Raw genomic sequence first — 16758 nt, forward strand, 5'->3', positions numbered from 1 at the left:
GCGATGGCAAAGGTCACGGTCGACGGGATCGAGGTCGAGGTCCCGAACGGCGCCACGGTGCTGCAGGCCTGCGAGGCCGCGGGCAAGGAAATTCCGCGCTTCTGCTACCACGAGCGCCTGAGCGTCGCTGGCAATTGCCGCATGTGCCTGGTGGAAGTGGAGAAGGCGCCGAAGCCCGTCGCCTCCTGCGCCTATCCCGTCGCGGATGGCATGGTGGTGAAGACGGACAGTCCCGTCGTGCGCAACGCGCGCCGCGGCGTCATGGAATTCCTGCTGATCAACCACCCGCTGGACTGCCCGATCTGCGACCAGGGCGGCGAGTGCGACCTGCAGGACCAGGCGGTCGGCTACGGCATGGACCACAGCCGCTACCGCGAGGCGAAGCGGTCCGTGAAGGACAAGAACATCGGGCCGCTGATCAAGACGATCATGACCCGCTGCATCCAGTGCACGCGCTGCGTCCGCTTCTCGGCCGAAGTGGCCGGCACCGCGGAGCTCGGCGGGACCAATCGCGGCGAGAACCTCGAGATCGGCACCTATGTGGAGAAGGCGCTGACCAGCGAACTCTCCGGCAATCTGATCGACATCTGCCCGGTGGGCGCGCTGACCTCGCGCCCCTATGCCTTCGTCTCGCGCCCCTGGGAGCTGCGGAAGACCGAGGGCGTCGACGTGCAGGATGCGACGGGCACGAATATCCGCATCGACACGCGCGGCCCGGAAGTGCTGCGCATCCTGCCGCGCATCAATGAAGATGTGAACGAGGAGTGGATGGCCGATCGCGGCCGCTTCTCCTTCGACGGCCTCAAGCGCAAGCGGCTGGACCGGCCCTGGCTTCGTGTGGACGGCAAGCTGCGGCAGGCGAGCTGGCCGGAGGCTTTTGCCGCCATCGCCGGCAGGCTGAAGGGCCTGCGGGGCGATCGCATCGGCGCCATCGCGGGTGACCTGGTGGAAGCCGAGAGCCTGCTTGCGCTGAAGGCGCTGATGGCGAAGCTGGGATCGGAGAATCTGGACTGCCGCACGGATGGCGCGGCGATCGACGTGACGCGGCCCGACTTCTACCGCTTCAACACGACCATCGCCGGCATCGAGGAAGCGGATGCGCTGCTGATCATCGGCAGCAATCCGCGCACCGAGGCCCCGGTCATCAATGCGCGCATCCGCAAGCGCTGGGTCGCCGGGCGTTTCCGCATCGGCCGCATCGGCCCGGCCGGTCTCGACCTGACCTACAGCCACGAGCATCTGGGCGAGGGGCCGGAGGCGATCCGCGCGCTGCTGGACGGCTCACACCCCTTCATGGAGGTGCTGAAGACCGCCAAGAACCCGATGGTGCTGCTCGGCCGCGGCGCGCTGATGCGGGCCGATGGGCTGGCGGTGCTGGCAGCGGCCTGGGAGGTGGCGCGCCAGGCCAATGCGCTGCGCGATGACTGGCACGGCTTTAACCTGCTGCACCTCTTCGGCGGCCAGGTTGGCGCGCTGGCCCTGGGCTTCCTGCCGGGCGCGGGCGGCCAGGATCTCGGCCAGATGCTGGGCGGCGGCGTGGATGCGCTGTGGCTGCTGGGTGCGGATGGGGTCGATCCGGCGACGATCGCGCCCGGCACCTTCGTGATCTACCAGGGCCACCACGGCGACCGCATCGCGGGCCGCGCCGATGTGATCCTGCCCGGTGCCGCCTATACCGAGAAGGACGGCACCTGGGTGAACACGGAAGGCCGCGTGCAGCGCGGGCACCTGGCCGTCTATCCGCCGGGGGAGGCGCGCGAGGATTGGCGCATCATCCGCGCGGCAAGCGAGGCGCTGGGCGCCACGCTGCCCTTCGACAGCCTGGCGCAGCTTCGCGCCGCGATGCCGCTGGAGGAGGGATTTGCGCGTCGCTTTGCGGCGGATGCGACGGGCCCGTCCGGTGACCCGGCCGCGATGTCTGGCGCGCCCTTCGTGCTGCCGCTGGCCAATTACCACCAGGCGGATGTCATCGCGCGCGCTTCGGATGTGATGGCGCAATGCGCAGCCACTTATGCGGCGCCGCTGGCCGTGGCGGCGGAGTAGGGACATGGACGCTTTCCTCGCCACCCCCATCGGGGTGCTCGCGCTGACGGTCGCGCAGGCCATGGCGCTGCTGGTGCCGCTGCTGATCGGCGTCGCCTACCTCACCTGGGCCGAGCGCAAGGTGCTGGCGGCGATGCAGATGCGAAAGGGGCCGAATGTCGTCGGGCCCTTCGGCATGCTGCAGCCCTTCGCCGACGCCATCAAGATGCTGATGAAGGAAACCATCATTCCTTCCGGCGCATCCCGCGTGCTGTTCATCATGGCACCGATGATCACCTTCATGCTGGCGATGCTGGCCTGGGCGGTCATCCCCGTGAATGATGGGTGGGCGATCGCCGATATCAATGTCGGCATCCTCTATCTCTTCGCGATCTCTTCGCTCGGCGTCTATGGAATCATCATCGCTGGCTGGGCTTCGAATTCGAAATACGCCTTCCTCGGCGCGCTGCGCTCGGCGGCGCAGATGGTCAGCTACGAAGTCTCCATGGGCTTCGTCATCGTCACGGTGCTGCTCTGCGTCGGCTCGCTGAACCTGTCGGAGATCGTGCGGGCGCAGGAGAACCTGTGGTTCATCGTGCCGCTCTTCCCGATGTTCGTCATCATGTTCATCAGTGCCCTGGCCGAGACGAACCGCGCGCCCTTCGACCTGCCGGAAGGCGAGTCCGAGCTGGTGGCGGGCTTCTTCGTCGAATACTCGTCGATGTCCTTTGCGCTGTTCTTCCTCGGCGAATACGCGAACATGATCCTGATGAGCGCGCTCATCACCATCCTGTTCCTCGGCGGCTGGTACGGGCCCTTCGGGCTGCTGCCGGCGCTCGGGCCGCTGTGGTTCGTGCTGAAGATCTGCTTCTGCCTCTTCGTTTTCGTCTGGGTGCGCGCGACCTTCCCGCGGTATCGCTACGACCAGCTCATGCGGCTCGGCTGGAAGGTCTTCCTGCCCTTCAGCCTGGTCTGGCTGGTCATCACCGCCGCGGCGCTCAAGATCTTCGGCTGGCTGCCGGGAGGAGTTTGATCCATGGCAACCCTCGATCGCGTCGCCCGCAGCCTGCTGCTGACCGAACTGGTCGGCGGCATGGCGCTGACGCTGAAGCAGTTCTTCAGCCGCAAGGCGACCATCAACTACCCCTATGAGAAGACGCCGCTCTCGCCGCGCTTCAAGGGCGAGCACGCGCTGCGCCGCTACCCGAATGGCGAGGAACGCTGCATCGCCTGCAAGCTCTGCGAGGCGATCTGCCCGGCGCAGGCCATCACCATCGAGGCCGAGCCGCGCGAGGACGGATCCCGCCGCACCACGCGCTACGACATCGACATGACGAAGTGCATCTATTGCGGCATGTGCGAGGAAGCCTGCCCGGTGGATGCGATCGTCGAGGGGCCGAACCTGGAATTCGCGACCGAGACCCGGTCCGAGCTGATCTACGACAAGGACAGGCTGCTGGATAACGGCGATCGCTGGGAAGCGATCCTGGCCCAGCGGCTTACCCTCGACGCGCCGTATCGCTGAAGGGCCGGGGTAATGATCGCCGCCATCGCCTTCTACCTGTTCGCCGCCGTGCTGATCGCCAGTGCGGTCATGGTGGTGACCAGCCGCAATCCCGTGCACTCCGTGCTCTTCCTGATCCTGGCCTTCTTCAACGCCGCGGCGCTGTTCCTGCTGGCCGGCGCCGAATTCCTGGCGATGATCCTGGTCATCGTCTATGTCGGCGCGGTCGCGGTGCTGTTCCTCTTCGTCGTGATGATGCTGGACGTGGACTTCTCCGCCATCCGGGAGGGCTTCCAGCGCTATGCGCCGATCGGCGGCGCCATCGGCCTGGTGCTATTCGCCGAGCTGATCTTCGTCTTCGGCAGCTGGAGTTTTGCCAGCGATGCCGCCGGCCTGCGGCTCAACCCGATGGAGCCTGGCGCCGACAATACGCGCGAGATCGGCCGCATCCTCTACACGGACTATGTCTGGCTGTTCCAGCTTTCGGGGCTGATCCTGCTGGTCGCCATGATCGGCGCCATCGTGCTGACGCTGCGCAACAAGCCCGTGGCCAAGCGCCAGGACATCGGAAGGCAGGTCTCCCGCATGGGCAGCGTGAACCTGCGCCAGGTGCGCAGCGGCGCGGGCCTGGCGGAGCTTGGCATCGAGCGCCCGCCGGTGGAGGCGCCGCCGGAGCCCAAGCGCGTCGAACACCATGGCGGGGGGCACCACTGATGCTGGCCATCGGCCTTTCGCACTACCTGACGGTGGGCGCGATCCTGTTTGTGCTGGGCATCCTCGGCATCTTCCTGAACCGGAAGAACATCATCGTCATCCTGATGTCGGTGGAGCTGATCCTGCTCTCGGTGAACCTGAACCTGGTGGCCTTCTCGGCGCAGCTGGGCGACCTCACCGGCCAAATCTTTGCGATGTTCATCCTGACGGTCGCGGCCGCCGAGGCGGCCATCGGCCTGGCGATCGTCGTCATCCACTTCCGCAACCGCGGTACGATCGAGGTGGACGACGTGTCCACGCTGAGGGGCTGAGCCCATGTATGTCGGCGCCATCTTCTTTCCGCTGCTCGGGGCCTGCATCGCGGGCTTCTTCGGCCGCTGGCTGGGCGACAAGGTCTCGCAATGGGCGACGGTGGCCTGCATGGCCGCAGCGGCCATCTGCGGCAGCCTGGCCTTCATCGATGTGGCGCTCGGCAGCGCGCCGGGCGTCGTGCCACTCTTCACCTTCATCGATGTCGGTGGCTTCGAGGTGGAATGGGCGCTGCGCTATGACACGCTGAGCGTGGTGATGGTGGCGATGGTCACCTTCATCTCGACGCTGATCCACCTCTACTCCGTGGGCTACATGTCGCACGACGCGACGGTGCCGCGCTTCTTCGCCTATCTCTCGCTCTTCACCTTCATGATGCTGATGCTGGTGACGGCCGATAACCTGGTGCAGCTGTTCTTCGGGTGGGAAGGCGTCGGCCTCGCGAGCTATCTGCTCATCGGATATTGGTACGAGAAGGAAAGCGCCAACCGCGCGGCGATGAAGGCCTTCATCGTCAACCGCGTGGGCGACGTCTTCTTCATGCTCGGCCTGGCGCTGACCTTCTGGACCTTCGCTTCCGTCGAGTTCGAGACGATCTTCGCGGGTGTCGAGGCGGCGCGGACCACCACCTTCCTCGGCCTGCCGGCGCTGGAAGTCATCGGTGTGCTGCTGTTCCTTGGCGCCTGCGGCAAGTCCGCGCAGATCGGGCTGCACACCTGGCTGCCGGATGCGATGGAGGGGCCGACGCCGGTCTCCGCGCTGATCCATGCGGCGACCATGGTGACGGCCGGCGTCTTCCTGATGTGCCGCGTGTCGCCGGTGCTGGAATACGCGCCGACCACGCTCACCATCATCACCATCGTCGGCGCCACCACGGCGATCTTCGCGGCAACCATCGGCTGCGTGCAGAACGACATCAAGCGCATCATCGCCTATTCGACCTGCTCGCAGCTCGGCTACATGTTCTTCGCGGTCGGCGTCGGCGCTTACCAGGCGGCGATGTTCCACCTTTTCACGCACGCCTTCTTCAAGGCGCTGCTCTTCCTCGGCGCCGGCAGCGTGATCCACGCCATGTCGGACGAGCAGGACATCCGCCGCATGGGCGGCATCTGGAAGAAGATCCCCTTCACCTATGTGATGATGTGGATCGGGTCGCTGGCGCTGGCGGGCGTGCCCTATTTCGCTGGCTATTACTCGAAGGACATGGTGCTGGAGGTGGCCTATGCCGCGCATAGCGGCGCCGGCAACTACGCCTTCGCCATGGGCCTGCTGGCCGCCTTCCTCACCGCCTTCTATTCCTGGCGCCTGATCATCCTGACCTTCCACGGCGCGCCGCGCGCGGATCACCACACCATGGAGCACGTGCATGAAAGCCCGTGGACCATGCTGGTGCCGCTGCTGGCGCTGTCGGTCGGCGCGGTGCTGACGGGCTACCACTTCTACGACCTCTTCGTCGGCCATCATCAGGAGCATTTCTGGAACGGCGCGATCTTCACCTCCGCCGCCAACCAGATCCTGGAACACGCGCATCACGTGCCGGAATGGGTGCCGCTGGCGCCGACCGTGGTCGGCCTCGCGGGCATCGCCCTGGCTTATGTGATGTACATGTTCGCGCCGAAGCTGCCGGCGATGCTCGCGAATGCGCTGCCGGGCGTGCACCGCTTTCTGCTGAACAAGTGGTACTTCGACGAGCTGTACGACTTCCTCTTCGTGCGGCCGACGCAGTACCTGGCGCGGGCTCTGTGGAAGACCGGCGACATGCGGCTGATCGACGGCATGCCGAATGGCGCGGCCGCCGCGGCGGTTTCCGTCGCCGGCGGGGCGGTGCGGCTGCAATCCGGCCGCGTCGCCAGCTACGCCTTCACCATGATCATCGGACTGGTGCTGTTCGTGACCCTTCTCCTGGTTGGAATGCCCTCCCGATGAATGCCGCTGGCTTTCCCATCCTCAGCCTCGTCACCTTCCTGCCGCTGGCGGGCGCGCTGGTCATCATGCTGGTGCGCGGGGAGGACGAGGTCGTCGCCCGCAATGCGCGCTGGACCGCCCTCTGGGCGAGCCTGATCACGCTGGCGCTGTCGCTGCTGCTCTGGACCGGCTTCGACCAGACCACGGCGGAGTTCCAGTTCGTCGAGCAGGCGGCCTGGCTGCCGGAATTCGGCGTCGGCTACCACATGGGCGTGGACGGCATCTCCGTGCTGTTCATCCTGCTGTCCACCATCCTGACGCCGCTCTGCATCCTGGCGTCGTGGGAGAGCGTGACCACGCGCGTGCGCGAATACATGGTCGCCTTCCTGGTGCTCGAATCCATGATGATCGGCATGTTCGCCGCGCTGGACTTCGTGCTGTTCTACATCTTCTTCGAAGCCGTGCTGATCCCGATGTTCCTCATCATCGGCATCTGGGGCGGCGGCCGGCGGGTGTATGCCGCGCTGAAGTTCTTCCTCTACACGCTGGCAGGCAGCCTGCTGATGCTGCTGGCGATCCTGGCCGTGTGGTATGAGGCCGGCACGACGGATATCCCGACGCTGATGCAGACGGCCTTCTCGCCGCGCATGCAGTTCTGGCTGTTCCTCGCCTTCTTCGCCTCCTTCGCCGTAAAGGTGCCGATGTGGCCGGTGCATACCTGGCTGCCGGATGCCCACGTCGAGGCGCCGACCGCGGGTTCCGTCATCCTGGCCGGCGTGCTGCTGAAGATGGGCGCCTATGGCTTCCTGCGCTTCTCCCTGCCGCTGCTGCCGCAAGCTTCGGCGGACTTCGCGCCGCTGATCTTCGCGCTGTCCATCATCGCGGTCATCTACACCTCCCTCGTCGCGCTGGCGCAGGAGGATATGAAGAAGCTGATCGCCTATTCCTCGATCGCCCATATGGGTATCGTCACGCTGGGCATCTTCACCTTCACCGCGCAGGGCCTCTCGGGCGCGCTGTTCACCATGCTGAGCCATGGCGTGGTGTCCGGCGCGCTCTTTCTCTGCGTTGGCGTGCTGTACGACCGGGTGCATTCGCGCGAGATCGCCCGCTATGGCGGCGTCGCCAAGATCATGCCGGCCTATGCGCTGGTCTTCATGGTCTTCACCATGGCCAGCGTCGCGCTGCCGGGCCTCGCGGGCTTCCCGGGCGAACTGCTGGTGATCGTCGGCGCCTTCAAGGTGAACCCCTGGGTCGCGCTCGGCGCCTGCATGGGCATGATCCTGGGCGCGGCCTACGCGCTCTACCTCTATCGCCGCGTGATCTTCGGCAAGATCGTGCGGGAGGATCTGAAGGCGCTGCTGGACCTGAGCCCGCGCGAATACGCCACCTTCGCGCCGCTGATCCTGCTGACCATCTGGATGGGGGTCTATCCCTCCTCCTTCCTCAACTTCTTCGAGGCGACCGTGGCCGCGCTGGTCGCGCGCCATGAAGCCGCCCTCGGCGCCGCGCGCCTGGCTGGGATGTGATGAGCCCGATGAACTGGACCCTTGCCACGCCGGAGATCGTCCTCGGCATCGCCGGCCTGCTGATCCTGGCCGCCGGCGTGATCCCGAAGAAGGAGACCTTCTTCCCCGTCTCCATGGCCGTGATCGGCGCCTTCGTACTGACCGCGGTGCTGGTGATCGGGCAGGGGGAGGGCACGGCCTTCCTCGGCCAGTATGTCTCCGACGCCTTCAGCCGCTTCGCCAAGGTGCTGATCCTGCTCGGCGCGGCGCTGGGCGTGGTGCTCTCGCTAGACTTCAACGAGAAGGCGGGCATCGGTCGCTTCGAATATGCCGTGCTGATGCTGTTCGCGACCACGGGCATGCTGGTCATGGTCTCGGCCAATGACCTGATGTCGCTCTATATCGGGCTCGAGCTGCTCTCGCTCTCGCTCTATGTCATCGCCGCCTTCGACCGCGACAACCCCCGCAGCGCGGAGGCGGGCCTGAAGTACTTCGTGCTGGGCGCGCTGGCCTCCGGCCTGCTGCTCTACGGCTCCTCGCTGGTCTATGGCTTTGCGGGCAGCACGAATTTCGACCGGCTGGCGGATGCGCTGGGCGGCGGCACGACAAGCCTCGGCCTGGTGGTGGGCCTGGTCTTCGTGCTCGCCGGGCTCTGCTTCAAGATCTCCGCCGTGCCCTTCCACATGTGGACGCCGGACGTCTATGAGGGCGCGCCGACGCCGGTGACCGCCTTCTTCGCCACCGCGCCGAAGGTGGCCGCCATCGCGCTACTGATGCGCGTGCTGGCCGGGCCCTTCGGCGATCTGGCGGCGCAGTGGTCGCAGGTGATCTGGGTAGCCTCGGTCGGCTCCATGCTGCTCGGCGCTTTCGCCGCCATCGGCCAGCGCAACATCAAGCGGCTGATGGCCTATTCCTCCATCGGCCATATCGGCTACGCGCTGATGGGCGTGGCGGTGGCCAGCGACATCGGGCTGCGCGGCGTGCTGGTCTATATGGCCATCTACATGGTCACCTCGATCGGCACCTTCGCCGTGCTGGTCGCCATGCGCCGCAATGGCCGTGCGCTGGAGGAGGTGGACGACCTGGCGGGCATCGGGCGCACGGATCCCGCCATGGCCATGTGGATGGCGGTGTTCATGTTCTCCATGGCTGGCATCCCGCCGCTCGCCGGCTTCTTCGGCAAGCTCTACGTCTTCCTGGCCGCGGTGCAGGGCGGCTACTGGGTGCTGGCCGCGGTCGGCATCGGCACCTCGGTGGTCGCCACCTACTACTACCTGCGCATCGTGAAGGTGATGTACTTCGACACCGGCACGGCGCCGCTGGATGCGCGGCCCGCGGGGCTGACGGTGGTGATGGGCGCCACCGGGATCGCCACGGTGCTGTTCTTCCTGTTCCCCGCGCCGATCATCGCCGCGGCGGAAGTGGCCATCACGGCCATCGCCGGATGAGGTGGTGACCCAGCCGATCGCGCCGCCGCCCGGCTGGCGGCTGCGCATCGAGGACAGCCTGCCCTCGACCAGCGACCTGCTGCAGCGCCTGGCGGTGGCCGGCGAAGCGGAGAGCCTGGCCATCCTCGCCCGCCAGCAGACGGGTGGGCGGGGCAGGGATGGGCGGTCCTGGTCCAGCCCGCCGGGCAATCTCTATTTTTCGCTACTGCTGCGCCCCGGCGGGCCGGCGCGGGAAGCGGGGCGCTGGGCGCTGGTCGCCGGGCTCGCGATGATCGAGGGGCTGGCTCCCTTTGCCGCGGATCCTGCCGCGCTGCGGCTGAAATGGCCGAATGACGTGCTGCTGGGCGAGGCCAAGTTGGCCGGCGTGCTGTGCGAGAGCGCGGCGAAGGATGACGGCACGCTCGACTGGTTCATCATGGGCATCGGCGCCAACCTTGCCGCCCCGCCCGTGCTGCCGGACCGGGCCACGGCCGGCCTCGGGCCGATCCCGCCCGAACAGGTGGCCTGCGCCATGCTGGCGGCGCTGGAACGCTTCCGCGCCCTGTGGCGCGCCGAGGGGTTCGACGCCATCCGCCGCGCCTGGATGGCGCGCGGCCCGGCGCTGGATGCGCCGCTGACGCTGCGCGGCGGGCGGTCCGGCCGCTACGCCGGACTGGCCGAGAATGGCAGCCTCTTGCTCTCCGCCGAGGGGCGGGTGCATGCCGTGGCGACCGGTGAAGTCGCTTTCCGCGAGGTGGGTTGAAGACGATGCTGCTGGCGGTGGATGCGGGCAATACCAATGTCGTCTTTGCCGTGCATGACGGGACGGAATGGCGCGGCCGCTGGCGCATCCGCACGGATGCGGAGCGGACCTCGGACGAATACGCCGTCTGGCTGCTGACCCTGCTGCAGCATTCCGGGCTGAAGCCCGCCGATATCACCCGCTGCGTCATCGGCACGGTGGTGCCGGCCGCGCTCTACAACCTGCGTCGCCTGTCCCGGGAATGGTTCGATTGCGAGCCGCTGGTCGCCCGCGCCCATCTGGATTGGGGGTTCGAGATCCGGGTCGATGCCCCGCATGAGGTGGGTGCCGACCGCCTGCTGAATGCACTGGCCGCCCATCACACCTATGGCGGGCCGCTGATCGTGATCGATTTCGGCACCGCCACCACCTTCGACGTGGTGGGCAAGGATGGCGCCTATCTCGGCGGGGTCATCGCGCCCGGCATCAACCTGTCCATCGAGGCGCTGCACCGCGCCGCCGCCCGCCTGCCGCGCATCGGCATCGGCCGGCCGCAGGCGGTGGTCGGGCGGAATACGGTGGCGGCGATGCAGTCGGGCATCTATTGGGGCTATGTCGGCCTGATCGAGGGGATCGTCGCCCGAATCCGGGCGGAGCAGGAGGAGCATCCGGTCGGCAATCTGAAGGTCATCGCCACCGGCGGCCTGGCCCCCCTGTTCGCGGAGGGCACCACCGTGATCGAAACGACCGACCAGGATACAACCTTGGATGGTCTCCGCCTGTTGGCGCTCCGCAACCCAGCCCCCATCTTCATGAGAACCGCGCGACGCGACGACCCCTGAGCCTACCCATCCCAGGCGCCCCGAAGGCGACGGGACAGCGGCGGCCGGGCCTCGCGAAGCGCCCCGATACGACGAACGCTGCATAAGACTGGAACAAGAAGAATGACTGGTGACCTGGCCTTCATCCCGCTCGGCGGGACGGGGGAAATCGGACTCAACTTCAACGTCTACCGCTGTGATGGCGCCCTGCTGGCGGTGGATCTCGGCCTCGGCTTCGGCGGATCGGAGCATCCGGAAGTCGAGGTCATGGTGCCCGACCCGGCCTGGCTGGCCGAACGGCGGGACAAGCTGGTGGGCCTGGTGATCACCCATGCGCATGAGGACCATGTGGGTGCGGTGGCCCATATCTGGCCGAAGCTGCGCTGCCCGATCTATGCTAGCCCCTTCACCGCCTCCGTCCTGCGCCGGAAGCTCGGCGAGGCGGGGCTGCTGCAGCAGGCGGAGATCAATGTCATCCCGCTCGGCGGCCGCTGGAAGCTGGGCGTCTTCGACCTGGAATTCCTGCGGGTCGCCCATTCCATCGTCGAGCCGCAGGCGCTGGCCATCCGCACGCGGCACGGCACCATCCTGCATACCGGCGACTGGAAGCTGGACCCCAACCCGCTGATCGGCCCGCCCACCGACGAGGCCGCCTTCGGGCGTCTCGGCGACGAGGGCGTGCTGGCCATGGTCTGCGACAGCACCAATGCGATGGTCGAGGGCCATTCGGGCAGCGAGGCGGAGGTCCGCCGCAACCTGGCGGCCCTGATCAAGGGGCTGAAGGGCCGCGTCGCCGTCTCCTGCTTCTCGACCAACCTGGCGCGCATCGAATCCATCGCGCTCGCCGGCCGCGCCGCGGGGCGGGAGGTGGCGCTGTTCGGGCGCAGCCTGCGCAATGCCGATGCCTCGGCCCGCGAATGCGGCTACCTCCGCTCCATCCCGCCCTTCCTGTCGGAGGATGACGCGGAGGATGTGCCGGACGACAAGCTGCTGGTGATCTGCACCGGCAGTCAGGGCGAGCCCCGCTCGGCTCTCACCAAGATCGCCGCCGATACCCATCCGCATATCTCGCTGGGGGAGGGGGATACGGTGATCTATTCCTCCCGCATGATCCCGGGGAATGAGCGGGCGATCCTGCGCGTGCAGGACGAGCTTTCCCGCGCCGGCGTCCGCGTGATGACGGCGGATGACCACATGGTGCATGTCTCCGGCCATCCGGCGCGGGATGAGCTGAAGCGCCTGTACCAGCTGGTCCGTCCGAAATTCGCGATTCCCGTGCATGGCGAATGGCGCCACATGAACGAGCACGCGAACCTGGCCGAGACCCTGGGCGCCATCGCCTATGTGATCGAGGATGGCGACGTGCTGCGCTTCGCCCCCGGCAAGCCGGATGTGGTGGAAAGCGTGCCGGTGGGCCGCCTGGCCATCGACGGCGACCGCCTGCTGCGGCTGGATGGCGATGTGCTGGCGGCGCGCAAGAAGATGCTGATGAACGGCGTCATCGTCGCCTCCTTCGTCGTGGATGGCTCGGGCAAGGTGCTAGGCAAGCCGCAGATCTCCGGCCCCGGCCTGTTCGATGAGACGGGGGAGGAGCCGGGGCAGATCGCGGCCGACCTGGCGCGCGCCGTGACGGAGCTGCCGGGCAATCTGAAACGCGAGGACGGGCTGCTGCGGGAGGCGGCGCGGACCGCAGTGCGCAAGGCCGTCGGCCGCCGGCTGCGCAAGCGGCCCTCGGTCGAAGTGCATCTGATGCGGGTGTGAGGGCCTGATGACCTGGTTCACCGGCGTGGTGGTCTATCTGCTGATCTGGTGGACCGCCCTGTTCATCGTGCTGCCCATCGGCACGCGGCCCGTGGATGTGGCGCCGGAGGATGGCGGCTGGCGCGGTGCGCCGGAAAAGCCGCTGCTGCTGCGCAAGCTGGCGGGCACCACGGTGCTGGCGGCGATTCTCTGGCTGGGCGTCTTCGCCATCATGGAAAGCGGCTGGGTTAGCTTCCGGGACGGCTGGTGGGCCTATACCGGCCCCGGCAGTTCGGCGGTCCTGCCGGGTCCCGCGCGGGGGCCTGCACAAAATTAAGGCGGCAAACCCGCCTCCCCGCGGGTGCCGCCCCATAATCAGGCATATCAGTTTTGGAAGCCTGTTTTTGGGCTTCCGACGACGGCGTTTGCTGTTGTGCCGCCTTGGGTGCCGAGGCCAATCTAGGTTCCAGAGGGAGGTTGATCCTCCTTCTGCCGTGTGACTGGCGTTTCCTCCCTAAACTCGGGCCGTACCCTGACGGGTGCGGCCCTTCTTTTTTACCCAGAGCCCGGGTGCTTGCAAGCACTATCTTAAGGGTCGAAGCATTTTTTTGCTCTTTCCTTACCCGAACGCTCGGGTGGACGTATTTTTATTGCTGCGGTGCAGCAGCCGTTGGAGGAAGTGGCAAAACGGCGCCCCTCCCTGGCGCCGGAGCGAGGCGGGCCCTACTTTGCCCCACCCGATCTCTTTGAGGAGCCGCGTCTTGCGCCTCTCCCGTGCCTTCCTGCCGACCCTGAAGGAAACCCCGGCCGAGGCGACCATCGCCTCGCACCGCCTCATGCTGCGCGCTGGGCTGGTGCGGCAGACCAGCGCCGGCATCTATGCCTGGCTGCCGCTCGGCTGGCGCGTGCTGCAGAAGATCGAGCAGATCGTGCGGGAGGAGCAGGACCGCGCCGGCGCGCAGGAAATCCTGATGCCGACCATCCAGTCCGCCGAGCTCTGGCGCCAGTCCGGCCGCTACGACGCCTATGGGCCGGAGATGCTGCGCCTGCGCGACCGGCACGACCGGGAGATGCTGTTCGGCCCGACCAACGAGGAAATGGTCACCGACATCTTCCGCGGCTTCGCCAAGAGCTACCGGGACCTGCCCCGGAATCTCTACCACATCCAGTGGAAGTTCCGGGACGAGGTGCGGCCGCGCTTCGGCGTGATGCGCGGGCGCGAATTCCTGATGAAGGATGCCTATTCCTTCGACCTGACGAAGGACGGCGCCCAGCACAGCTACCGCCAGATGTTCCTGGCCTATCTCCGCACCTTCGCCCGGATGGGGCTGAAGGCCGTGCCGATGCGCGCAGATACCGGGCCGATCGGCGGCAACCTGAGCCATGAATTCATCATCCTGGCGGAGACGGGTGAGTCCCAGGTCTTCGTCAGCCAGGACCTGCTCGACATGAACGCGCTGGCCGGCGCGCCCGATTACGGCGCGGACCTGGCGCCGGCCGTCGACGCCTGGACCAGCCACTACGCGGCCACCGAGGAGATGCACGACCCCGCCGCCTGGGAACAGGTGCCGGAGGCCAAGCGCGTCTCGGCGCGCGGCATCGAGGTCGGCCACATCTTCTATTTCGGCACCAAGTATTCCGCGACCATGGGCCTGTCCGTGCAGGGGCCGGATGGCAAGCCGGTGGTGCCGGAGATGGGCAGCTACGGCATCGGCGTCTCCCGTCTGGTCGGCGCCACCATCGAGGCGAATCACGACGAGGCCGGAATAAAGTGGCCGGATGCCGTCGCGCCCTTCAAGGCGGTGGTGATCAACCTGAAGCAGGGCGACACCGCCTGCGATGCGCTGAGCGAGCGCATGTACGCCGCCATCCCCGAGGCGCTGTATGACGACCGCACCGAGCGCGCCGGCCCGAAATTCGCCGATGCCGACCTGATGGGCCATCCCTGGCAGGTGGTGATCGGCCCGCGCGGCGCCGCCAACGGCGTGGTCGAGCTCAAGCGCCGCGCCACGGGGGAGAAGATGGAAGTCTCCCCCGAGGATGCGCTGGCGAAAATCCAGGGCTGAGCATGTTCAACGCCTTCGAACGCGCCATCGCCTTTCGCTATCTGCGCGCCCGCAAGGGCGAGCGTTTCGTCTCCGTTATCGCGATCTTCTCCCTCGTCGGCATCGCGCTGGGCGTGGCCACGCTGATCATCGTGATGTCGGTGATGAACGGATTCCGGATCGAGCTGCTGGGCCGCATCCTGGGCCTCAACGGCCATCTCGGCGTGCATGGCATCGAGCGGCCGATCAGCGACTACGATGCGGTGGCCGGGCGCATCCGCGGACTGCCCGGCGTGGTCTCCGCCACGCCGATCATCGAGGGTCAGGTGCTGCTGACCAGCGAGCAGGGCGGCGCCTCCGGCGGCCTCGCGCGCGGCATCAAGCCGGAGGATCTGCGCGCCCGCGGCCTGGTGGCCCAGAACATCATGGAAGGCTCGCTGGCGCGATTCGAGGGTGATGATTCCATCGTCATCGGCACGCGGCTGGCGCAGAAGCTGCGCATCGGCATCGGCGACAAGCTGACGCTGGTCTCGCCGCAGGGCCGCACCACGGTCTTCGGCACCGTGCCGCGGGTGCGCGCCTATACCGTGGTGGCGCTGTTCCAGGTGGGCATGCAGGAATACGACAGCAGCTTCGTCTTCCTGCCGATGCCGGCCGCGCAGACCTTCTTCCAAACAGGCGATGCCGCCACCCAGATCGAGGTCTTCGTCAGCGACCCCACCGGCGTGCGCGCGGTGACGCGGGAAATCCGCGCGGCGCTGCAGAACACGCCCGTTCGCATCGTCGACTGGCAGGACGCGAATTCCAGCTTCTTCGCCGCGGTGCAGGTGGAGCGGAACGTGATGTTCCTGATCCTTACCCTCATCATCCTCGTCGCCGCCTTCAACATCGTCAGCTCGCTGATCATGCTGGTGAAGGACAAGGGGCGGGATATCGCCGTGCTGCGCACCATGGGCGCCACGCGCGGCGCCATCCTGCGCGTCTTCCTGCTGTGCGGTGCCAGCGTCGGCGTGCTGGGCACGCTGATCGGCTTCACCGTGGGCCTCGTTTTCTGCCTGAACATCGAGGCGATCCGCCAGGCGATCCAGTCCCTGTCGGGCACCGAGCTGTTCAACGCCGAGGTCTATTTCCTGACGCGGCTGCCCGCCGTGGTGGACCCGAAGGAGGTGATGCAGGTGGTCGGCATGGGCCTCGGCCTGTCGCTGCTGGCGACCATCTATCCCAGCTGGCGCGCGGCCAAGACGGACCCCGTGGTGGCGCTGCGCAATGAGTAGCGCTGCGATCGCGGCGCACCGCAGGGCCGCAGGCCCGAGGAGCAGAGCGTGAATCGCAGCGCCAACGATCCCGTCCCCCTCGAACTGCGCGCCGTCACCCGCCGCTTCAAGACGGAAGCGGGTGTGCTGGAGGTGCTGACCGGCGCCGAACTCACCCTCGTCGCCGGCGAGATCGTGGCGCTCGTCGCGCCTTCCGGCACCGGCAAGTCCACCCTGCTGCACCTAGCCGGCCTGCTGGAAAAGCCGGATGCGGGGGAGGTCTTTTTCGCCGGCCAGGCCGCCGGCACGCTGGGTGACGATGCGCGCACCGCCATCCGCCGCACCGGCATCGGCTTCGTCTACCAGTTCCACCACCTGCTTCCCGAATTCTCCGCCATCGAGAACATCGCCCTGCCGCAGATGGCCAATGGCGTGGCCAAGGCCGCGGCCGATACGCGCGCCCGCGCGCTGCTGGCCGATTTCGGCCTGGCGGGGCGGGAGGATCATCGCCCCGGCAAGCTCTCGGGCGGCGAGCAGCAGCGCGTCGCCATCGCCCGCGCACTCGCCAACAGGCCGCGCGTGCTGCTGGCGGATGAGCCGACCGGCAATCTCGATGTCGTTACCAGCGACCGCGTCTTCGCGGAGCTGCTGGAGGCGGTGCGCGGGCAGGGGATGGCGGCGCTGATCGCGACCCACAACCCGGATCTGGCGCGGCGCATGGACCGGGTCGTGACGCTTCGGGACGGTAAGGTGGTGTCGGGTTAGCGG

Annotated in this window: 15 protein-coding genes; all 15 read left to right on the forward strand. The window is 67.3% G+C overall.

Translation table 11 applies throughout. The annotated features are described in order from the left end of the window. Nucleotides 1-3 precede the first annotated feature (3 nt). The 15 genes from nuoG (at nt 4) to J3S20_RS09595 (ending at nt 16755) form a co-directional block, all read left to right on the forward strand. On the forward strand, nt 4-2043 hold the full coding sequence (nuoG, locus tag J3S20_RS09525; RefSeq protein ID WP_216836195.1) for an NADH-quinone oxidoreductase subunit NuoG: 2040 nt from the start codon (nt 4-6) through the stop codon (nt 2041-2043). Nucleotides 2044-2047: 4 nt separating this feature from the next. Further along, entirely contained in the window at nt 2048-3055 is a 1008-nt protein-coding gene (gene nuoH, locus J3S20_RS09530; protein WP_216836196.1) for an NADH-quinone oxidoreductase subunit NuoH, read from the forward strand. A gap of 3 nt (nt 3056-3058) precedes the next feature. Continuing rightward, complete coding sequence (gene nuoI, locus J3S20_RS09535; protein WP_216836197.1) at nt 3059-3547, forward strand: NADH-quinone oxidoreductase subunit NuoI; 489 nt, start codon at nt 3059-3061, stop codon at nt 3545-3547. A 12-nt stretch (nt 3548-3559) separates the two neighbouring features. Continuing rightward, nucleotides 3560-4240 carry an NADH-quinone oxidoreductase subunit J gene (locus J3S20_RS09540; RefSeq protein ID WP_216836198.1) on the forward strand — a complete coding sequence of 227 codons (681 nt, stop codon included), beginning with the start codon at nt 3560-3562 and terminating at the stop codon, nt 4238-4240. After that, nucleotides 4240-4551, forward strand: coding sequence for an NADH-quinone oxidoreductase subunit NuoK (nuoK, locus tag J3S20_RS09545; protein WP_216836199.1), 312 nt, complete (start codon nt 4240-4242; stop codon nt 4549-4551). Before J3S20_RS09540 ends, nuoK begins: the two co-directional genes overlap by 1 nt. Before the next feature lie 4 nt (nt 4552-4555). After that, nucleotides 4556-6475, forward strand: a complete 1920-nt coding sequence (nuoL, locus tag J3S20_RS09550) for an NADH-quinone oxidoreductase subunit L (protein ID WP_216836200.1) — start codon at nt 4556-4558, stop codon at nt 6473-6475. After that, on the forward strand, nt 6472-7983 hold the full coding sequence (locus J3S20_RS09555) for an NADH-quinone oxidoreductase subunit M (RefSeq protein WP_216836201.1): 1512 nt from the start codon (nt 6472-6474) through the stop codon (nt 7981-7983). The genes nuoL and J3S20_RS09555 overlap by 4 nt, the downstream gene beginning before the upstream one ends. An 8-nt stretch (nt 7984-7991) precedes the next feature. Beyond that, nucleotides 7992-9410, forward strand: coding sequence for an NADH-quinone oxidoreductase subunit NuoN (nuoN, locus tag J3S20_RS09560; RefSeq protein WP_216836428.1), 1419 nt, complete (start codon nt 7992-7994; stop codon nt 9408-9410). A gap of 4 nt (nt 9411-9414) precedes the next feature. Further along, complete coding sequence (locus J3S20_RS09565; RefSeq protein WP_343215193.1) at nt 9415-10152, forward strand: biotin--[acetyl-CoA-carboxylase] ligase; 738 nt, start codon at nt 9415-9417, stop codon at nt 10150-10152. A gap of 5 nt (nt 10153-10157) precedes the next feature. Continuing rightward, on the forward strand, nt 10158-10973 hold the full coding sequence (locus tag J3S20_RS09570) for a type III pantothenate kinase (protein WP_216836430.1): 816 nt from the start codon (nt 10158-10160) through the stop codon (nt 10971-10973). A gap of 102 nt (nt 10974-11075) precedes the next feature. Then, nucleotides 11076-12713, forward strand: a complete 1638-nt coding sequence (locus J3S20_RS09575; RefSeq protein WP_216836202.1) for a ribonuclease J — start codon at nt 11076-11078, stop codon at nt 12711-12713. A 7-nt stretch (nt 12714-12720) separates the two neighbouring features. Next, entirely contained in the window at nt 12721-13029 is a 309-nt protein-coding gene (locus J3S20_RS09580) for a DUF1467 family protein (protein WP_216836203.1), read from the forward strand. A 424-nt stretch (nt 13030-13453) separates the two neighbouring features. After that, on the forward strand, nt 13454-14758 hold the full coding sequence (proS, locus tag J3S20_RS09585) for a proline--tRNA ligase (protein WP_216836204.1): 1305 nt from the start codon (nt 13454-13456) through the stop codon (nt 14756-14758). 2 nt (nt 14759-14760) lie between these two features. Continuing rightward, nucleotides 14761-16011, forward strand: coding sequence for a lipoprotein-releasing ABC transporter permease subunit (locus tag J3S20_RS09590; protein WP_216836205.1), 1251 nt, complete (start codon nt 14761-14763; stop codon nt 16009-16011). Nucleotides 16012-16059: 48 nt separating this feature from the next. Continuing rightward, nucleotides 16060-16755, forward strand: coding sequence for an ABC transporter ATP-binding protein (locus J3S20_RS09595; protein WP_216836206.1), 696 nt, complete (start codon nt 16060-16062; stop codon nt 16753-16755). Nucleotides 16756-16758 lie beyond the last annotated feature (3 nt).

Source organism: Falsiroseomonas tokyonensis (assembly GCF_019024325.1).
GTDB classification, from domain to species: domain Bacteria; phylum Pseudomonadota; class Alphaproteobacteria; order Acetobacterales; family Acetobacteraceae; genus Falsiroseomonas; species Falsiroseomonas tokyonensis.

Bases quoted from the DNA above. Each gene is read 5' to 3' on its own strand.
- nuoG (WP_216836195.1), top strand. From the start codon at position 4: ATGGCAAAGGTCACGGTCGACGGGATCGAGGTCGAGGTCCCGAACGGC.
- nuoH (WP_216836196.1), top strand. From the start codon at position 2,048: ATGGACGCTTTCCTCGCCACCCCCATCGGGGTGCTCGCGCTGACGGTC.
- nuoI (WP_216836197.1), top strand. From the start codon at position 3,059: ATGGCAACCCTCGATCGCGTCGCCCGCAGCCTGCTGCTGACCGAACTG.
- J3S20_RS09540 (WP_216836198.1), top strand. From the start codon at position 3,560: ATGATCGCCGCCATCGCCTTCTACCTGTTCGCCGCCGTGCTGATCGCC.
- nuoK (WP_216836199.1), top strand. From the start codon at position 4,240: ATGCTGGCCATCGGCCTTTCGCACTACCTGACGGTGGGCGCGATCCTG.
- nuoL (WP_216836200.1), top strand. From the start codon at position 4,556: ATGTATGTCGGCGCCATCTTCTTTCCGCTGCTCGGGGCCTGCATCGCG.
- J3S20_RS09555 (WP_216836201.1), top strand. From the start codon at position 6,472: ATGAATGCCGCTGGCTTTCCCATCCTCAGCCTCGTCACCTTCCTGCCG.
- nuoN (WP_216836428.1), top strand. From the start codon at position 7,992: ATGAACTGGACCCTTGCCACGCCGGAGATCGTCCTCGGCATCGCCGGC.
- J3S20_RS09570 (WP_216836430.1), top strand. From the start codon at position 10,158: ATGCTGCTGGCGGTGGATGCGGGCAATACCAATGTCGTCTTTGCCGTG.
- J3S20_RS09575 (WP_216836202.1), top strand. From the start codon at position 11,076: ATGACTGGTGACCTGGCCTTCATCCCGCTCGGCGGGACGGGGGAAATC.
- J3S20_RS09580 (WP_216836203.1), top strand. From the start codon at position 12,721: ATGACCTGGTTCACCGGCGTGGTGGTCTATCTGCTGATCTGGTGGACC.
- J3S20_RS09590 (WP_216836205.1), top strand. From the start codon at position 14,761: ATGTTCAACGCCTTCGAACGCGCCATCGCCTTTCGCTATCTGCGCGCC.